The 15,991-nt window shown below is 72.1% G+C and carries 13 protein-coding genes; 7 read left to right on the top strand and 6 right to left on the bottom strand.

The genetic code is table 11. The features are described 5' to 3' along the window. The first annotated feature begins 17 nt into the window (after positions 1-17). Positions 18-494: an ATP-binding protein gene (locus ACIBW6_RS20475; RefSeq protein ID WP_399061462.1), complete on the top strand. Its 477-nt coding sequence runs from the start codon at positions 18-20 to the stop codon at positions 492-494. Here the strand turns inward: ACIBW6_RS20475 and ACIBW6_RS20470 are convergent. Then, positions 466-1,998 carry a CehA/McbA family metallohydrolase gene (locus ACIBW6_RS20470; protein ID WP_399061461.1) on the bottom strand — a complete coding sequence of 511 codons (1,533 nt, stop codon included), beginning with the start codon at positions 1,996-1,998 and terminating at the stop codon, positions 466-468. The genes ACIBW6_RS20475 and ACIBW6_RS20470 overlap by 29 nt on opposite strands. A 143-nt stretch (positions 1,999-2,141) precedes the next feature. Here ACIBW6_RS20470 and ACIBW6_RS20465 point away from each other — a divergent pair, with 143 nt between their 5' ends. The 3 genes from ACIBW6_RS20465 (at position 2,142) to ACIBW6_RS20455 (ending at position 7,803) form a co-directional block, all read left to right on the top strand. Continuing rightward, complete coding sequence (locus tag ACIBW6_RS20465) at positions 2,142-2,975, top strand: LLM class F420-dependent oxidoreductase (protein ID WP_399061459.1); 834 nt, start codon at positions 2,142-2,144, stop codon at positions 2,973-2,975. A 26-nt stretch (positions 2,976-3,001) separates the two neighbouring features. Beyond that, the gene (locus ACIBW6_RS20460; protein ID WP_399061457.1) at positions 3,002-5,620 is read left to right on the top strand and encodes a bifunctional FO biosynthesis protein CofGH; all 2,619 of its coding nucleotides are present in this window, start codon (positions 3,002-3,004) and stop codon (positions 5,618-5,620) included. Positions 5,621-5,712: 92 nt separating this feature from the next. Continuing rightward, positions 5,713-7,803: a LamG-like jellyroll fold domain-containing protein gene (locus ACIBW6_RS20455; RefSeq protein WP_399061456.1), complete on the top strand. Its 2,091-nt coding sequence runs from the start codon at positions 5,713-5,715 to the stop codon at positions 7,801-7,803. Positions 7,804-7,900: 97 nt separating this feature from the next. On the opposite strand, the gene ACIBW6_RS20450 is transcribed toward ACIBW6_RS20455, so the two are convergent. Then, on the bottom strand, positions 7,901-9,004 hold the full coding sequence (locus ACIBW6_RS20450) for a tyrosine-protein phosphatase (protein ID WP_399061454.1): 1,104 nt from the start codon (positions 9,002-9,004) through the stop codon (positions 7,901-7,903). A 356-nt stretch (positions 9,005-9,360) separates the two neighbouring features. On the opposite strand from ACIBW6_RS20450, the gene ACIBW6_RS20445 reads away from it, so the two are divergent. Continuing rightward, on the top strand, positions 9,361-10,482 hold the full coding sequence (locus ACIBW6_RS20445; RefSeq protein ID WP_399061452.1) for an ADP-ribosylglycohydrolase family protein: 1,122 nt from the start codon (positions 9,361-9,363) through the stop codon (positions 10,480-10,482). 178 nt (positions 10,483-10,660) lie between these two features. Here ACIBW6_RS20445 and ACIBW6_RS20440 read toward each other — a convergent pair whose 3' ends face one another. Both ACIBW6_RS20440 and ACIBW6_RS20435 read right to left on the bottom strand, forming a co-directional pair. Further along, positions 10,661-12,232, bottom strand: coding sequence for a sodium:solute symporter family protein (locus ACIBW6_RS20440; protein WP_399061451.1), 1,572 nt, complete (start codon positions 12,230-12,232; stop codon positions 10,661-10,663). 323 nt (positions 12,233-12,555) lie between these two features. Next, positions 12,556-13,350: an SDR family oxidoreductase gene (locus ACIBW6_RS20435; RefSeq protein ID WP_399061448.1), complete on the bottom strand. Its 795-nt coding sequence runs from the start codon at positions 13,348-13,350 to the stop codon at positions 12,556-12,558. Positions 13,351-13,443: 93 nt separating this feature from the next. Here ACIBW6_RS20435 and ACIBW6_RS20430 point away from each other — a divergent pair, with 93 nt between their 5' ends. Both ACIBW6_RS20430 and ACIBW6_RS20425 read left to right on the top strand, forming a co-directional pair. Beyond that, entirely contained in the window at positions 13,444-14,292 is an 849-nt protein-coding gene (locus tag ACIBW6_RS20430; RefSeq protein ID WP_399061446.1) for a hypothetical protein, read from the top strand. 134 nt (positions 14,293-14,426) lie between these two features. Further along, entirely contained in the window at positions 14,427-14,549 is a 123-nt protein-coding gene (locus ACIBW6_RS20425) for a hypothetical protein (protein ID WP_399061444.1), read from the top strand. Here ACIBW6_RS20425 and ACIBW6_RS20420 read toward each other — a convergent pair. Continuing rightward, positions 14,546-14,746: a DUF397 domain-containing protein gene (locus ACIBW6_RS20420; RefSeq protein WP_399061442.1), complete on the bottom strand. Its 201-nt coding sequence runs from the start codon at positions 14,744-14,746 to the stop codon at positions 14,546-14,548. The two genes, ACIBW6_RS20425 and ACIBW6_RS20420, sit on opposite strands and share 4 nt — an antisense overlap. A gap of 304 nt (positions 14,747-15,050) precedes the next feature. After that, positions 15,051-15,908 carry a helix-turn-helix domain-containing protein gene (locus tag ACIBW6_RS20415; RefSeq protein WP_399061441.1) on the bottom strand — a complete coding sequence of 286 codons (858 nt, stop codon included), beginning with the start codon at positions 15,906-15,908 and terminating at the stop codon, positions 15,051-15,053. Positions 15,909-15,991 lie beyond the last annotated feature (83 nt).

The raw sequence follows: 15,991 nt of genomic DNA, 5'->3' as shown, positions 1-15,991 counted from the left end.
GCTGAACGGAGACTTCCATGTCAACCGTATCGCCGCCCGGGTCCACGCCCGACCCCGTTCCCGGCACGTACACCTTCCAGCTGCCCCACGACCCCCGGGCGCCCGGCATCGCCCGCGCCGCGTTGCGGTCGGTTCTGGAGGCCTACGGCTGGGCCGAACTGGGCGACACCGCCGCCCTGTTGGCGACGGAGCTGCTCACCAACGCCCACCGGCACACGGCCGGTTCCTATGCGCTCAGCATCGGCCCCGGGGCCATGGACGCGCATCGCCTGCGGGTCGCCGTGTGGGACGGGGACCCCAAGGTCCCGCCGGGATTCGGCCGGTGCCTGCCCTCGGCGGACGTCGCCGCCGAGGGTGGGCGCGGGCTGTTCCTCGTCCGGGCGTACGCGGACGACTGGGGCGCGTACGCCCTCCCCGCACCGGCGAGCGGGAAGCTGCTGTGGGCGGAGTGCGGCGGCCCGTCCGTCACGCCCCGAGGAACACCGGGTTCGTGAACGCCGCCAGTGCCCCGGGCAGCCCCGGGACCGACGCCGCATGGCGGACCTCCGCGCGGACGTACGCCGCGTACGACGGGGTCGTGCGCCAGGTCGCCGTACCCGTGCCGGAGTCGGGCAGGGGTGCCGACGTGAACAACGTGCCCTCGTCCGTGACGAGATGGAGCGTGCATCCGGGCGCTCCCTCGACCCGGAGGTCCACGGTGACCGGGGTGTCGGGGTCCACCGCGAGGCGCTCGCCGATGCCCGCGTGCGCGCCCTTGCCGCCGCTCGCCGTGAAGGCGACCTCGACGTCCTTGGACTCGGCCACGTAGGAGCGGCCCGCCTTGATGCCCGCCTGGAGGGCGGAGCGGGTCAGGTCGTCGGCCAGGACCACCGTCTGCGGGCCGCCGATCCGGTCCGGGTCGCGGTGGGCGTCGCTGTTGCCCATCGCCGGAATCCATCCGCTCCGGCGGCCCGAACGGGCGTAGGAGACCAGGGTGTTGTCCCAGTCGGCCAGCGAGATCTCGTCGTCGGGGGTGTACGGGCCGTTCCACACCTCCACCGCGTCCGCCTCGCCGAAGCCGAACTTCCAGCCGCAGCCGATGCACGTCGCGTGCGGGTGCGCGGGGACGACGAGGCCGCCCGCGCGGCGGATCTCCTGGGCGTACTTCGCCCAGCGGTTGTCGCGCGCCCGGTAGCGCCAGTCGATGAACGTCTCCGGCGCGGTGCCGAGCGCCAGGACGTGGCCGTTGCGCGTCGTGACCTCCTCGCCGAGCATCACGAGCAGGTCGTCGCCCGCCACGTCCGCCCAGTGCGCGTGGGAGGAGTGCGTGTTGTGGTCGGAGGTGTTGATGAAGTCAAGGCCGGCCGCGCGGGCGAGCGCGCCGATCTCGGCCGGGGTGCGGCGGCCGTCCGAGTACCAGGAGTGGACGTGGCAGTCGCCGCGGTACCAGGCACGGCCCCGGCCGCGGGCCCGCTCGGGCGGGTAGGTGCGGGCGGGCGCTGTGCCGGGCGCGCCGTGGGTGAGCGTCACCGTCACCTCGTACGGCAGCCCGTCCGGCGCCACCGTGTAGGGGCCGAGCGCGATGTGCCAGGTGCCCGCGCGCACGGGGCCAGGGATGTACCCGGGGGTCGCGTCGTCCGCGCGCACGAAGAACTCCGTGCGGGCGCCGCCCGACCAGCCGCGGAAGCCCTTGCCGCCGAGCGCCGTGCCACGCTCGTCGAAGAGGCCGATGTCGAGCGCGTTGTTCTGCGTGCCGGCCGGGACGGTGGCCTTCGTGTACGTATAGGAGACCTTGATCTCTCGTACCCCGCGCGGCACCTCCACGGGCAGGTACACGAAGTCGGGCGCGCCCGGCGGCAGCGTGCCCGTGAGGGTGCGGGTGGAGCGCGAGCCCTCGGCGGCGCTGGCGAAGCTCATGGTGGTGAGCGTAAGCGCGCCCGCGGCGCCCGTCACGAGCAACGCCCGCCTGCCGATGCCGTCGTGGCCGGGTTCCTGTCCGTGTGTGGCGTCGGTGCACATGTCTCGGCTCCCCAGGGTGTCGGATGGGACGGGTGCGACCCTGGCATTGAGCCGTGAACTTCCCTCCAAGGGAAGGGGAGCGACGGATGACGGGTTCCGGGTCGGCCATGGACTCCTCACGGCCGCGCCGCTACGAATGCGGCATGCGGATCTCGACCACGATCTTCCTGACCGACGAGACCATCACCCCGGTGCGCCTGGCCCGCGCCCTCGAACAGCGCGGGTTCGCCGGGCTCTACCTCCCCGAACACACGCACATCCCGGCCGAGCGCACCTCCCCCTACCCCAACGGGGGCGACTTGCCCCGCGAGTACGGCCGCACCCTCGACCCGTTCGTCGCGCTCGCCCAGGCCGCCGCCGTGACCAGCCGTCTCGGCCTGGGTACCGGCGTCACGCTCGTCGCCGAGCACGATCCGATCGCCCTGGCCAAGCAGATCGCCACCCTCGACCACCTCTCGGGCGGCCGCTTCACCCTCGGCGTCGGATTCGGCTGGAACAAGGAGGAGGCCGCCGACCACGGCGTCGACTGGGGCACGAGAAGGGAGCTGACCCGGGAGCGGATCGGCCTGATGCGTGCCCTGTGGGCGGACGGGCCGACCGCGTACGACGGTGGGCTCGGCCAGCGCGTGCGCGCCAGCCACGCCCACCCCAAACCGGTGCGCGGCGGCGCGCCCCGCATCCTCGTCGGCGGCGCCGCGGGCCCCAAGCTCTTCGCGCACGTCTGCGCCTACGCCGACGGCTGGATGCCCATCGGCGGCGCGGGACTGAGCCGGACCCTGCCCGAGCTGCGGGCCCGCTGGGAGGCGGCGGGCCGCGCCCCCGGCACGCTGCGGATCGTGCCGTACGCGGTCGTGCCCACGCCCGGCAAGCTCGCGCACTACGCGGACCAGGGCATCGGGGAGGTCGTGCTGCAACTGCCGCCCGGGGACGAGATGACCGTCCTCAAGACCCTCGACGACTTCCTCCCGTACGTATGAGACACATCCACTCGTATGCTCGCTGCATGAGTGATCCGGACGCACCCAGCAAGGCAGTGACGCAGGCGACGCAGGAGACGCGACCCACCGCCAACGCGATGCGGCGCGCGCTCAAACGGGCCAGGGACGGTGTCGCTCTCGACGTCACGGAGGCCGCCGTCCTGCTCCAGGCCCGGGGCGAGGACCTCGCGGACCTGACGGCCTCCGCGGCCCGGGTGCGCGACGCGGGCCTGGCGGCGGCGGGCCGGCCGGGCGTCATCACGTACTCCAAGAGCGTCTTCATCCCGCTGACCCGGCTCTGCCGCGACAAGTGCCACTACTGCACGTTCGTGACCGTGCCGGGCAAGCTGCGCCGCGCGGGCCACGGGATGTTCATGTCGCAGGACGAGGTCCTCGACATCGCGCGCAAGGGCGCCGCGCTGGGCTGCAAGGAAGCCCTGATCACCCTCGGCGACAAGCCGGAGGACCGCTGGCCCGAGGCCCGCGAATGGCTCGACGCGCACGGCTACGACGACACCATCGCCTACGTGCGGGCCATATCGATCCGCATCCTGGAAGAGACGGGGCTGCTGCCCCACCTCAACCCCGGCGTCCTGACCTGGACGGACTTCCAGCGGCTCAAGCCGGTCGCCCCCTCGATGGGGATGATGCTGGAGACGACCGCCGAGCGGCTGTGGTCCGAGCCCGGCATGCCGCACCACGGCTCACCCGACAAGGAACCCGCGGTGCGGCTGCGGGTCCTGGAGGACGCGGGCCGCTCCTCGGTCCCCTTCACCAGCGGACTGCTCATCGGGATCGGCGAGACGTACGAGGAGCGCGCCGAGTCGCTGTTCGCGCTGCGCCGCGTCGCCCGCTCCTACCACGGCGTCCAGGAACTGATCATCCAGAACTTCCGCGCGAAGCCGGACACGGCGATGCGCGGCATGCCCGACGCCGACCTCGACGACCTGGTCGCCACGGTCGCCGTGGCCCGGCACATCATGGGCCCGTCGGGCAACCTCCAGGCCCCGCCGAACCTCGTCGACGGCGAGTACGCGCGGCTCATCGGCGCCGGGATCGACGACTGGGGCGGGGTCTCCCCGGTCACCATCGACCACGTCAACCCCGAGAAGCCCTGGCCCCGCCTGGAGGAGCTGGCGGAGCGGTCGGGCGCGGCCGGCTTCGAGCTGCGTGAACGGCTGTGCGTCTACCCGGAGTTCGTCACGCGTGGCGAGCCCTGGCTCGACCCGAGGCTGCTGCCGCACGTCCGCGCCCTGGCCGACCCGCGCACGGGCCTGGCGATCGCGGACGCGCCCGTCACCGGCCGCCCCTGGCAGGAACCCGACGAGGGGTACGTCGCCGCGTCCGGCCGCACCGACCTGCACCGCACCATCGACACCGAGGGCCGCACGAGCGACCGGCGCGACGACTTCGACGAGGTCTACGGCGACTGGGAGGCCCTGCGCGAACAGGCCGCGCCCGGCATGGTGCCGTCCCGCATCGACGCCGACGTACGCGAGGCGCTCGCGGTGGCGGCGGCCGACCCCACCCGGCTGACGGACGACCAGGCGCTGGCGCTGCTGCACGCGGACGGCCCGGCGCTCGACGCGCTGTGCGGGATCGCGGACGACATCCGCAGGTCCGTGGTGGGCGACGAGGTCACCTACATCGTCACCCGGAACATCAACTTCACCAACGTCTGCTACACCGGCTGCCGGTTCTGCGCGTTCGCCCAGCGCCGCACGGACGCGGACGCGTACACGCTCTCCCTCGACCAGGTTGCGGACCGCGCCGCGCAGGCGTGGGACGTGGGCGCGGTCGAGGTCTGCATGCAGGGCGGCATCCACCCGGACCTGCCCGGCACGGCCTACTTCGACATCGCGCGCGCGGTGAAGGAACGGGTGCCCGGCATGCACGTCCACGCCTTCTCCCCGATGGAGGTGGTGAACGGCGCGACGCGCACCGGCCTGTCCGTCCGCGAGTGGCTGACGGCGGCCAAGGAGGCGGGGCTCGACTCGATCCCCGGCACGGCCGCCGAGATCCTCGACGACGAGGTCCGCTGGATCCTCACCAAGGGCAAGCTGCCCGCGGCGACCTGGATCGAGGTCATCAAGACCGCCCACGAGCTGGGCATCCGCTCGTCCTCCACCATGATGTACGGGCATGTGGACCAGCCCCGCCACTGGCTCGGCCACCTGCGCACCCTGGCCGCGATCCAGCAGGAGACGGGCGGCTTCACGGAGTTCGTGACGCTGCCCTTCATCCACACCAACGCCCCGGTCTACCTGGCCGGCATCGCCCGCCCCGGCCCCACGGCCCGCGACAACCGGGCGGTCACCGCGATGGCCCGCGTCCTGCTCCACCCGCACATCCCCAACATCCAGACGAGCTGGGTCAAGCTCGGCACCGAGGGCGCCGCGGAGATGCTCCGCTCCGGGGCGAACGACCTGGGTGGCACCTTGATGGAGGAGACGATCTCCCGGATGGCGGGCTCGTCGTACGGCTCGTACAAGTCGGTCAAGGACCTCGTGGCGGTGGCGGACGCGGCGGGCCGCCCGTCCCGCCCCCGCACGACGCTGTACGGGACCGTCCCGGAGGAGCGGATCCGGACCGCCGCGGCCTCGGACGGGCATCTGCCGGAGCTGCTGCCGGTGTTGGAGGACTGAGGCGTACCTTCAGGGGCCCGTGGTGGTGTCGGTGCCTGTTGTTAACCTCCTGCGGTCCGCTCACCGAGCGGTACGACAGGGGAGGGATCGACTTGATACGCAGGAATCCGACGTGGTCCGGGCTCAGACGGGCCGTCGTCGTGTGCGCGGCGACGGCCACGGTCGTCGGGGCACCGACGACGGCCCTGGCGGCTGACAACCCGCCGCCGCTGCGGCCGCTCGTCCAGGATCTGAGGACCGGGAGCCAGGAGTGTGCGGCGGGCGAGGCGCGTGCGTACGTGCGCACGCGGCCCACTCTCGACGCCGTCCTGCACGACGCCGGCGAGAGCACCGGGCAGGCCGGCCCCGTGCACGGGGAACTCGAAGTGTGGTGGACCGGGGAGGACGGGACCGAGCAGCGCCACACGTACCTGACCGGGTCGAAGTCGTCCGGTTCGCACTTCTCCTGGCAGACGCCGGAAGTGCCTCCGGGCACCGTGATCGCGTGGCGGGTCCGTGCGGCCGACGCGGCAGGGGCCTCCGCGTGGAGCGACGCGGGCGACGGGCACGCCTGTGAGTTCGTCTACGACGACAAGGCCCCGGATCGCCCCGTGGTCTCCTCCCCCGATTACGACGACGTCGACTGGCACGACGGGGTGGGCGTCTACGGAAGCTTCACCATGGAGTCGCCGACGGACGACACCGTCGCGTACGTGTACTCCTTCAAGGGCGGGCGGGAGCAGACCGTCCGGCCGAAGTCGCCGGGCGGGCCGGTCACTGTCCGGTACCTGCCGGAGAAGACGGGCCTCGACTTCCTGACGGTCGTCGCCCGGGACCGGGCGGGCAACGGCAGTGCGCCGGCCACGTACCAGTTCCGGGTCGGCTCGGGGCGCGCGCCTGTCGCGGAGTGGAAGCTCGACGACGCCGTCGGCACGACCTCGGCCGCCGCGGCGCACGGTCCTGCTGCCCGGGCCGGGGCGGGTGTGTCCTTCGGCGGCCCCGCACCCTCGGGCACGGCCCTGGTGGCGACGGCCACACTGGACGGCACGGCCGACGCCTACCTGAGCGCGGGCACGAGCGTGCTCGACCCGGCGAAGACGTTCGCCGTGGGCGGCTGGGTGCGCCCGGCCGCCACGGACCGGGACATGACCCTCGCGAGCCAGGACGGCGGCGCCGCACGGGGATTCTCCCTGGAGCTGCGCGCCGCGGACTCCGGTCCGCAGTGGTCGTTCGCGACCGGGGGAGCGCGGGTGTCGGGCGGGTCCCCGGAGTCGGGGGAGTGGGCGTACGTCCTCGGTGTCCGCGACGCCGAGACAGGGCTGGCGCGGCTCTACGTCAACGGCCGGGAGGTGGGCACGGCACAGCGGACGGACGCGGCCGGGCCCGCCCCTGGTGCCTTCCAGATCGGGCGTCCTGGCACGGCCCCGGCAAGCTCCGCCGGCTGGCGGGGTGAGATCGGCGACGTGCGGGTGTACGACCGAGTCGTCGTCCCGGCCGAGGCGGCGCAGCTGGCCACCAGAGCAGCGCAGTTGAAGGGCCACTGGTCCCTGGAGAGCGACGCGGACGGCACCAGCCCTGAGCTGTACGGCGGCACGCCGCTGAACCTCTCGGACGGCGCGGCGATCCTCCGCGCCGGGGGCGACGACTTCCCCCTCGTCGGTGACGGGCACCTCACGTTCGACGGCGTGACCGGCCATGCGGCCACCGCGGGGCCGGTCCTCGACACGGCCGACAGCTTCTCCATCGGCGTCGTCGTACGTCTGGCCGACGACGCACCGGACCACCCCATGACGGTGTTGTCCCAGGGTGACGCCGACGGTGACGCTTTCAAGGTGCGCTACGTGCCGGACGACTACGCCTGGCAGTTGGTGATGAGCGACGGGGACGACGCCGGGGGACGGGAGACCGTCGTCGGTCAGATCTCCGCGCCGGACGGTGGCATGGGCCAGGGCCACCAGCTGACGGTCATCCACGACGCGGCCGCCGACCAGATCAGGCTCTACCTGGACGGGTCGACCAACGCCGACGCGACGGCCTCCTTCCACGGCGCCCGGCACAGCGACGGCGGCCTCCAGGTCGGTCGCGGGCATGTGAACGGTGCGTGGGGGGAGTACCTGCACGGCGCGGTCGATGAAGTCCACGCGTTCTCAGGGGTACTGAGCCAGGCGCAGATCGCCGCGCTCGGCCTTGGTTACGAGCCCTGAGCCTGACCACCGTCCCGGGTCCGTGAATCCGGCGGCCCGGGCGGGCACGCGCCCGCCCGGGCCCCGGCCCCTGCTTGCGGGGTGGCCCGGGACGGCCTCAGACCAGGAGGTCCCGCTTCAGGCGCGCCATGTCCCGCGCGTCCAGGCCGAGGCCCCGCTTCTCGTACGCGCTGAACGAGCCGAACGCGTCCCGTACCTCGTCGAAGCCGGAGTTCAGGTACTCGGGGCGGACGTCCAGCATCGGCTTGTAGATCTTGGCCTGGTCGGCGGGCATCGCGGCGAGTGCCGCCGCGTTGGCCTGCGCCCGGTAGTCGTTCGAGGCGAGGTAGTCCCGCATCACGGTCTCGCGCGGGACGCCGAGCGCCGTCAGGAGCGCCGCGTTCGCCCAGCCCGTGCGGTCCTTGCCCGCGGAGCAGTGGAAGAGCACGCCGTCGCCGCCGACCACACCGGAGAAGACCTTCTGGTAGGCGGACCTGGCGGTCGCGCCGCTGACCAAGAACTTCTCGCCGTCGGTCATCATCGCGACGGCGCCGGCCTCGGTGGTCGGCATCGCCGTCGTCATGTCGGAGCCGGCCAGCACGTCGGCCACGACGTACGAGGTGCCCGCGGGGACCCGGTCCGGCGCGGTGCTGCGCTCGGCGGCGGTGCGCAGGTCGTAGTCCGTGCCGATGCCGAGGCGCCGGAGCTTCGCCAGGTCCGCGTCGGTCAGGGCGTTGAGGGCGTCCGAGCGGAAGACCTCGCCCATCTTCACCCAGTGTCCGTCGGTGGTCCGGTAGCCGCCCGCGTCGCGGAAGTTGACCGCGCCGTCCAGCTTGATGAGGCGGTCCGCGAGGTGCAGGCCCTTGCCGTGGTCGGGCACGAGGTCGAACCACTGGCGGTCGGCGCCCGCCGGCAGCCCCTTCACGGTGACCGTGCCGGAGGAGCCGCCCGAGGCGAGAGTGCGGCCGTGCGCCTTGACGGCGACGCGGCGCGTGCCGGGGGCCGTCCAGCTGATGGTGTACGTGCCCGCGGTCTCCGCGGCCGTCACGGTGGCCCGCGTGAAGGGTATGCGGGCCGGGGCGTGCTGGTCGGCGTGGCCGGCGTGGTCCGCGTGGCCGGCGTGCGCCGAGGCGGCGGGGGCGGCGAGGCCGATGAGGAGCGCGGCGGCCGAGAGCGCGCCGAGGGCAGGGAGCTGGGCCCTGACACGAGTCATGTGCGTCATGAGGCGGATGTTTCGGGGCCCGGGGGAGCGGGGGGCGACGCCTGGGTGAACGAGGGGCGAAGGGGCGCGGAGCACCGGGGGCGGCGGGCGCGGTGGAGGGTGCGGGGAAGGGTGTGGGGAGGGGTGTGGGGGCCGTGTGCGGGTTGCGTACGGGAGTGGCCCCGGGGGCGGGCCCGTACATCCCCGTACACCATCGCGAAGTGGGCAAATCCTGTCCGAAGCGACCTCAAGGGCGTCTCTCCGCATACCATTTGAGGTCGCTTAAGTCGCTGAAGCGAACGTTCCTGACGCCTTCCCGGTCCATTACAGTGCTGACCGTCAGACGGTTGTCACAGGTGGTGAGGGAGGGGTCCCCCGTGGGCGCACCGAACGGGGCCGCGGCCGTCTGGGGCCGCGTCGAACAGCAGGACTTCCGCAGCCGGGTGCGCGGCACGCTGCTCGGTACCGCGCTCGGCGACACCCTCGGCGCCCCGCTCGACGCCCTCTCCCTCGACGGCATCCGCGCCGAGCACGGCGACGACGGACTCAAGGAACTCGTCCCCGCCTACGGGCGCACGGGCGCGGTGACCGCCGCCACGCAGCTCGCCCTGTTCACCGTCGACGGCCTCATCCGCGCCCAGGTCCGCCGCGACACCGGGGCCTGGCATCCGCCGACCGATGTGCACCGCGCCTATCTGCGGTGGGCCGCGACCCAGCGCGACTGGGGGCCCGACGAGCGGCGCAAGGAGGACGGCTGGCTGGCCCGCGAGGAGTGGCTGTACTCGCGCCGCGGAGCCGCCCAGGCCTGTCTGCTCGGCCTCGGCAACGACGTGATGGGCACCATGGACCGCCCCAAGAACCCGGACGCGGCCGGGCCCGAGGCGGTGACGCGCTCCGCGCCCTTCGGGCTCCTGGTGGGCTGGGAGCCGCAGCTCGTGCTCCAGCTGGCCGTCGAGTGCGCGGTCCACACGCACGGCGCGCCCGGGGCGTACCTCTCCGCGGGCGCGTACGCCGTGATCGTGCACGCCCTGGCGCGCGGCGACTCGCTCGACGCCGCCGTGCAGCGGGCGATGTCCCTGCTGGCCGCCAGACCCGGGCACCCGCCGGTGGTGGAGGCGCTCAAGCACGCGCTCGGCGCGGTGCGGCAGGGCATGCCGAGCGCGGCCCGGGTCGCGGAGCTGGCGGGCGAGGGCGACGCGGTCGGCTCGCTCGCCGCCGCCGTGTACTGCGCGCTGGTCGGTGAGGACATCCGGCACGGCCTCGGCCTCGCCGTGCACCACGGGGGGCCCTCGGCGGTGACGGGGGCGCTGTGCGGGGGCCTGCTCGGGGCGCTGCACGGGGAGACGGCGCTGCCGCCGGCCTGGGTGGCGGAGCTGGAGGGCCGGGCGACGATCCTGGAGCTCGCGGACGACTTCGCCATGGAGATGACCCAGGGGGCCGCGCTGCACGGTCCCGGGGTGTCGTCGCCCGGCTGGCTGGCGCGGTACCCGCGGGCCTGAAGCGGGCCTGACGCGGGTCTGAAGCGGGCCTGGCGCGGGCGCACCGGTCGGGCCCGCCCGCCCCTGTACCCGCCCCCGGTCCCGCAACCGGTACGGCCCGCCCCGGCCCCGCAACCGGTACGGCCCGCCCCGGGTCCGTCACGAGACGGGCCCGGGGCAGGCCGCGTAGATCGACGGGTCAGCGCAGCGGCACGTCGTCCGGGGTCGTGGGCTGCGACGGGATCGCCGCCGCTCCCGCGGCCCCGGGCCCGTCCCCGTCCGTGTTGAGCCGCTCGATCAGCGCGTCCCGCTCAGGCGTGTCCTCCGGCTTGACGAAGCCGATCACGATGTACAGGACCAGCGAGACGGCCAGCGGGATGGAGACCTGGTACTGGAGGGGCACGCCGCCGTCCACGTTCCAGCTGATCGGGTAGTTGACCAGCCAGAAGGCGAGCAGACCCATTCCCCAGCTGGTCAGCGCGGCCGTCGGCCCGGACTTGCGGAACGGCCGCAGCAGCCCCAGCATCATCGGGATCGCGATCGGTCCCATGAGACCGGCGACCCACTTGATGACGACCGTGATGATGTCCTTGAAGGTCGGCGAGTTGACCTGCGTGGCCACCGCCATCGACAGGCCGAGGAAGATCACCGTCGTCAGGCGCGCGGCGAGCAGCCCCTTGTTGCCCACCCACTGCTCCTTCGCCTTCCTGGAGATCGCGGGTGCCACGTCCCGGGTGAAGACGGCGGCGATCGCGTTCGCGTCGGAGGAGCACATCGCCATGGTGTGCGAGAAGAAGCCGACGATGACCAGCCCCAGCAGGCCGTGCGGCAGCAGCTGTTCGGTCATCAGGCCGTACGAGTCCGAGCCGTCCGGCTTCTGCGCCTGCACCAGCAGCGGCGAGACCCACATCGGGAAGAAGAGGACGACCGGCCACACCAGCCACAGCACCGCCGACAGGTAGGCGGAGCGCGTGGCCTCGCGGGCGCTGCCGGTGGCCATGTAGCGCTGGGCCTGGTTGAGCATGCCGCCGTTGTACTCGAAGAGCTTGATGAAGAGGAAAGCGAGGAGGAAGACCGTGCCGTAGGGGCCGACGAGCGGCTTGCCGTGACCGGCCAGCTCCGGCTCGTCCCAGACGCCGAAGACGCCGCCGAACGGGCCGAGCTTGGAGACGACGGCGATGAACATCGCGACGCCCGCGATGAGCTGGATGATGAACTGGCCCAGCTCGGTCAGCGCGTCGGCCCACAGCCCGCCGATGGTGCAGTAGATCGCCGTGATCACACCGGTGATGAGGATGCCCTGATTGATGCTGACGCCGGTGAAGACCGAGAGCAGGGTGGCGATCGCCGCCCACTTCGCGGCCACGTCCACGATCTTGAGCAGCATGCCCGACCAGGCGAGCGCCTGCTGCGTGCCGAGGTTGTAGCGGTTCTTGAGGTACTCCAGCGGCGAGGCCACGTGCAGCCGGGAGCGCAGCCGGTTGATCCGCGGCGCGAACAGCCGCGCGCCGATGGCGATGCCGAGCGCGATCGGGAACGACCAGGTGATGAAGGACGTGACGCCGTACGTGTACGCGATGCCGGCGTACCCGGTGAACATCACCGCGCTGTAGCCGGACATGTGGTGCGAGATGCCCGACAGCCACCAGGGCATCTTTCCGCCGGCCGTGAAGAAGTCGGAGACATCGTCCACACGTTTGTGTGACCAGATGCCGATCGCGATGATCACGCCGAAGTAGCCGATGAGCACGGCCCAGTCGAGACTGTTCATGTGCCCCCTCCAGGGGTCCGCCTTGTGAACGTTGCGGCTCTTCGTCAGTACGTCCGTTTCAGCGGGCGCCCCCGCGCGGGAGTGGGGACTTCCGGGATTGAACCGCCTGTTCGGTCGGCCGGTCAAGGGCCCCATGGGTCACGGATGTGAACCGAGATCAGAAAGCAGAACGATTTTGCATTTTCGTTACCGGGTGGGGAGTTGTCGTGAACGTGACCTCGGCCACACCATGGGCGGGCACTTCGTCAGTAGTCGCGAAAACGTGAACGACCGCACGGGATGCGGGTCCCGTGCGGTCGCGCGAAGGAGGGGAAGGATCTGGCTCAGCGCATCAACTCGCCCGCGTTCACCAGTAGTTGCTGGCCGGTGATCGCACGGGCGCGGTCCGAGGCGAGGAACACCGCCGCGTCCGCGACGTCGCCGTCGGTGGCCAGCTCCGGCAGCGCCATCCGCTCGGTCAGCCGTCCCAGGACCTCGTCCTCCGGCACGCCCTCGGTGTGCGCGGTGAACTGGACGTAGGCCTGCACCGGCGGCCCCCACATCCAGCCCGGCAGCACCGTGTTGACCCGGATCCGGTGCGGGCCGAGTTCACGCGCCAGTGAGTACATCGCGCTCGTCAGCGCCCCCTTGGACGCCGCGTACGCCGCCTGCCGCACCTGGGACGGCGCGGCGACGGCCGACTGCGTCCCGATGATGACCACCGCCCCGCCGCGCTCCTTGAGCGCGGGCAGGCAGGCCCGCGTCATCCGCAGCGTGCCGAGCAGATTGACGTCGATGACCTGGCCCCAGGTCGTGAAGTCGGCGTCCTCGAGGCCGCCGAAGTAGCTGTCCCACGCGGCGACATGGACCACCGCGTCCACCCCGCCGAACCGCTCCCGCGCCAGCGCCGCCAGCGCCTCGCACTGTTCCTCGTCGCCGATGTCGGTCGGCCGGTACGCGGTCCGGGCGCCGGCCGGGTCCAGCTCGGCGGCCGCCTTGGCCAGCTGCGACTCCGTGCGCGCCCCCAGTACCGCGTTGCCCCCGTCCCGCACCACGGCCGCCGCGACCCGGTACCCGAGACCGGCGCCGACCCCCGAGACGATCACGGTCCTTCCGGCGAGCAGCTCACCGTTTCCCATCGGACGCCTCCCGGGTCTGGCCTTCTTTCTGACGGGGCGTCAGAGTAAGGGTCGAGCAGCGCACTTGGAAGCCCGCGCGAGCAGGGAGTGGCGATGGAACCCGATTCCGGAACCCGCAGCGAGACGTACGCGGAGCTGGCCGCCCTCGGCCCGTACGGGGTGCGCCCGGGGCACGCCCTCATCACCATGGTGGAGCCGCACCCGGGGCACGAGCACGCGTACAACCGGTGGTACGAGGACGATCACTACTACGCCGGTGCGATGGCGATGCCCTGGATGTTCGCCGGGCGGCGCTGGGTCGCCACCCGGGAGCTGCAACTGCTGCGCCTGCCCGAGAAGTCGGCGGTCGCCGAACCCGTCACCGCGGGCTGCTACCTCTCCACGTACTGGGTCACCGAGGGGCGCTACGACGACCACATGAAGTGGACCGTCGGCATCAACAAGCGGCTCAACCGCGACGGCCGCGTCTACCGCGACCGCACGCATGTCTTCACCGCCTTCCAGGACCACGAGGCGACCGTCTACCGGGACGGCGCCGCCGGGCCCCGCGACCACCACGCCCTCGACCACCCGTACGCGGGCCTGGTCCTGGAGGTCATCGACGTGGCCGGGGCCGAGCGGCGGCCCGCGCTCGTGGAGTGGCTGCGCTCCCGGCACCTGCCGGCGGCGCTGGCCGGGTCACCGGCCGCGATGGTCACCGTCTTCCGGCCCACACCGCTCCCCGGGGACCGGATGACGTACGTGAAACAGGTGGAGGGCGTGGACACGCGGCTGACGCTGCTGTGGTTCCTGGAGGCCGATCCGCGCGCGTGCTGGGCGGAGCGGTTCGCGGGCCTGGGGGAGCAGGTCGCGGGGGCCGGGCTCGAAGCCCGGGTCGAACTGCTGGCGCCGTTCGTCCCGACGGTGCCGGGGACCGACCGGTACGTCGATCAACTGCGCTGAGCGCGCGGGCACGGGGAGGGCCGGGGGCGCGGCTGCCGGCGCGGGGAGTGCCGTCGCGAGGGGCGGGCCGGGAAATGCCGAGCCCCCTCGGCCGGGACGGCGGGCCAGTCGAGAGGGCTCCCACGGTGGTGCGGATGGTGCTGGTGAAGCGGATCGTGCTGATGGTGCTGGTCGTGCGGGTCCTGCTGCTCGCACCGGTGGTGCGGGTGGTGCGGGTGGTGCATGGGTGTCCGTTGTGCCGTTTCTGTCGTGTCTAGAACGAGCCCGTGCTCACCTCGTGCACGAACGCGTTCCACGTCTCGGGGCCGAATCCGATCGACGGACCCTGCGTGACCTTCGAGTCCCGCACCGCGATCGCGTGCAGCTCAGGAGACTTGACCTCTACGCACGCGCCGTTCCCGGTGGAATACGAGGACTTGGTCCAGGAATCGGTCGCGCCCTGCTGGATTGCCATGTTCGCTCCGGTTTAGCCAGTGGTCGAATTACATCCCCGCCCGGAGGTACCAGAGCGGTTCCCGCCAACGATGCTGTCTTGATGGCGTGATCGACGCTACTCGCCACGGTGGGTGCGTGAAGCGGGCATTCACCCGACCGGATGGCATATTCCATGTGAGTCTTCCATTCCTCCGAGGCGAAGGTGTACCGTGCCGCGCCTTTGCCTCAGAGGCAGGAAAATCGGTGCCGAGCGGGGGTGGCGGAGCGGCCGAAAAACGGAATTCGACCTTCCGGAAAGGGGCCTGGAGCCGGCCGCCGCCGACTCAGCGGGCGTACTCCTTGGCGATCTCCGAGATGAACTGGCGGGACTGCTCCACGTTCAGCGCCTGGGCCCGCAGATGCTCGTACATGACGCTGTACTTCTGTACGTCGTTGGCCTTCTCCAGATACAGGTCGCTGGTGACGCCCTCGATGTAGACCACGCTGGAGTCCGCCGCGTCGGGGAACTCCAGGATCGCGTACTGCCCGTTGAGCCCGGGGTGCGCGCCCATCTCGAACGGGATCACCTGCACCGTCACGTGCGGCAGCTGCGACTGCTCGACCAGGTGGTCCAGCTGCTCGCGCATGATGTGCCGGCCGCCGACGCCCCGGCGCAGCGCCGCCTCGTCCAGCACGGTCCACAGGCGCAGCGGGTTCTCCGGCGCCTGGATGCGCTCCTGGCGGCGCATGCGGACCTGGACGCGCTTCTCGATGTCCTGCGGGGTGGTCTCCGGCAGCGCGCCGTTGATCAGCGCCTCCGCGTACCCCCGGGTCTGCAGCAGGCCGGGCACGACCTGGGGGTCGTAGACGCGCAGGCTCGCGGCGTCGGTCTCCAGACCGATGTAGACGCTGTACGGGATGTCGCCGAAGGAGTGCCACCAGCCCTGCTGGCGCGAGTCCTTGGCCATTTGCATGAGCGAGTCGACGATCCGGTGGTCCTCGACCTCGTACACCCCGCACAGGTCGCGTACGTCGCGCTGGCTGATGCTGCGCCGCCCGTTCTCCAGGCGGCTGATCTTCGACTGCGAGACCAGCAGGCGCTCGGCGACCTCCTCGGCGGTCATGCCCTTGAGCTCGCGGAGCCGACGCAGCTCCTGGCCCAACCGGCGTCGCCTGACGGTGGGATTGACGTTGGACGCCACGGGACGTGCACCTCCGGCTGCGTGCATCTTTTTGTACGTTGCGTATTTCTACGTTGCGTATCTGCTGTTCAGCAGATTGCCAC

The sequence above is a fragment of the Streptomyces sp. NPDC049813 genome, assembly GCF_044465085.1.
In the GTDB taxonomy this organism is placed as follows: Bacteria; Actinomycetota; Actinomycetes; order Streptomycetales; family Streptomycetaceae; genus Streptomyces.
Note: the sequence above shows the minus strand (reverse complement) of the source record. Positions and strands in the feature narration are given on the sequence as shown.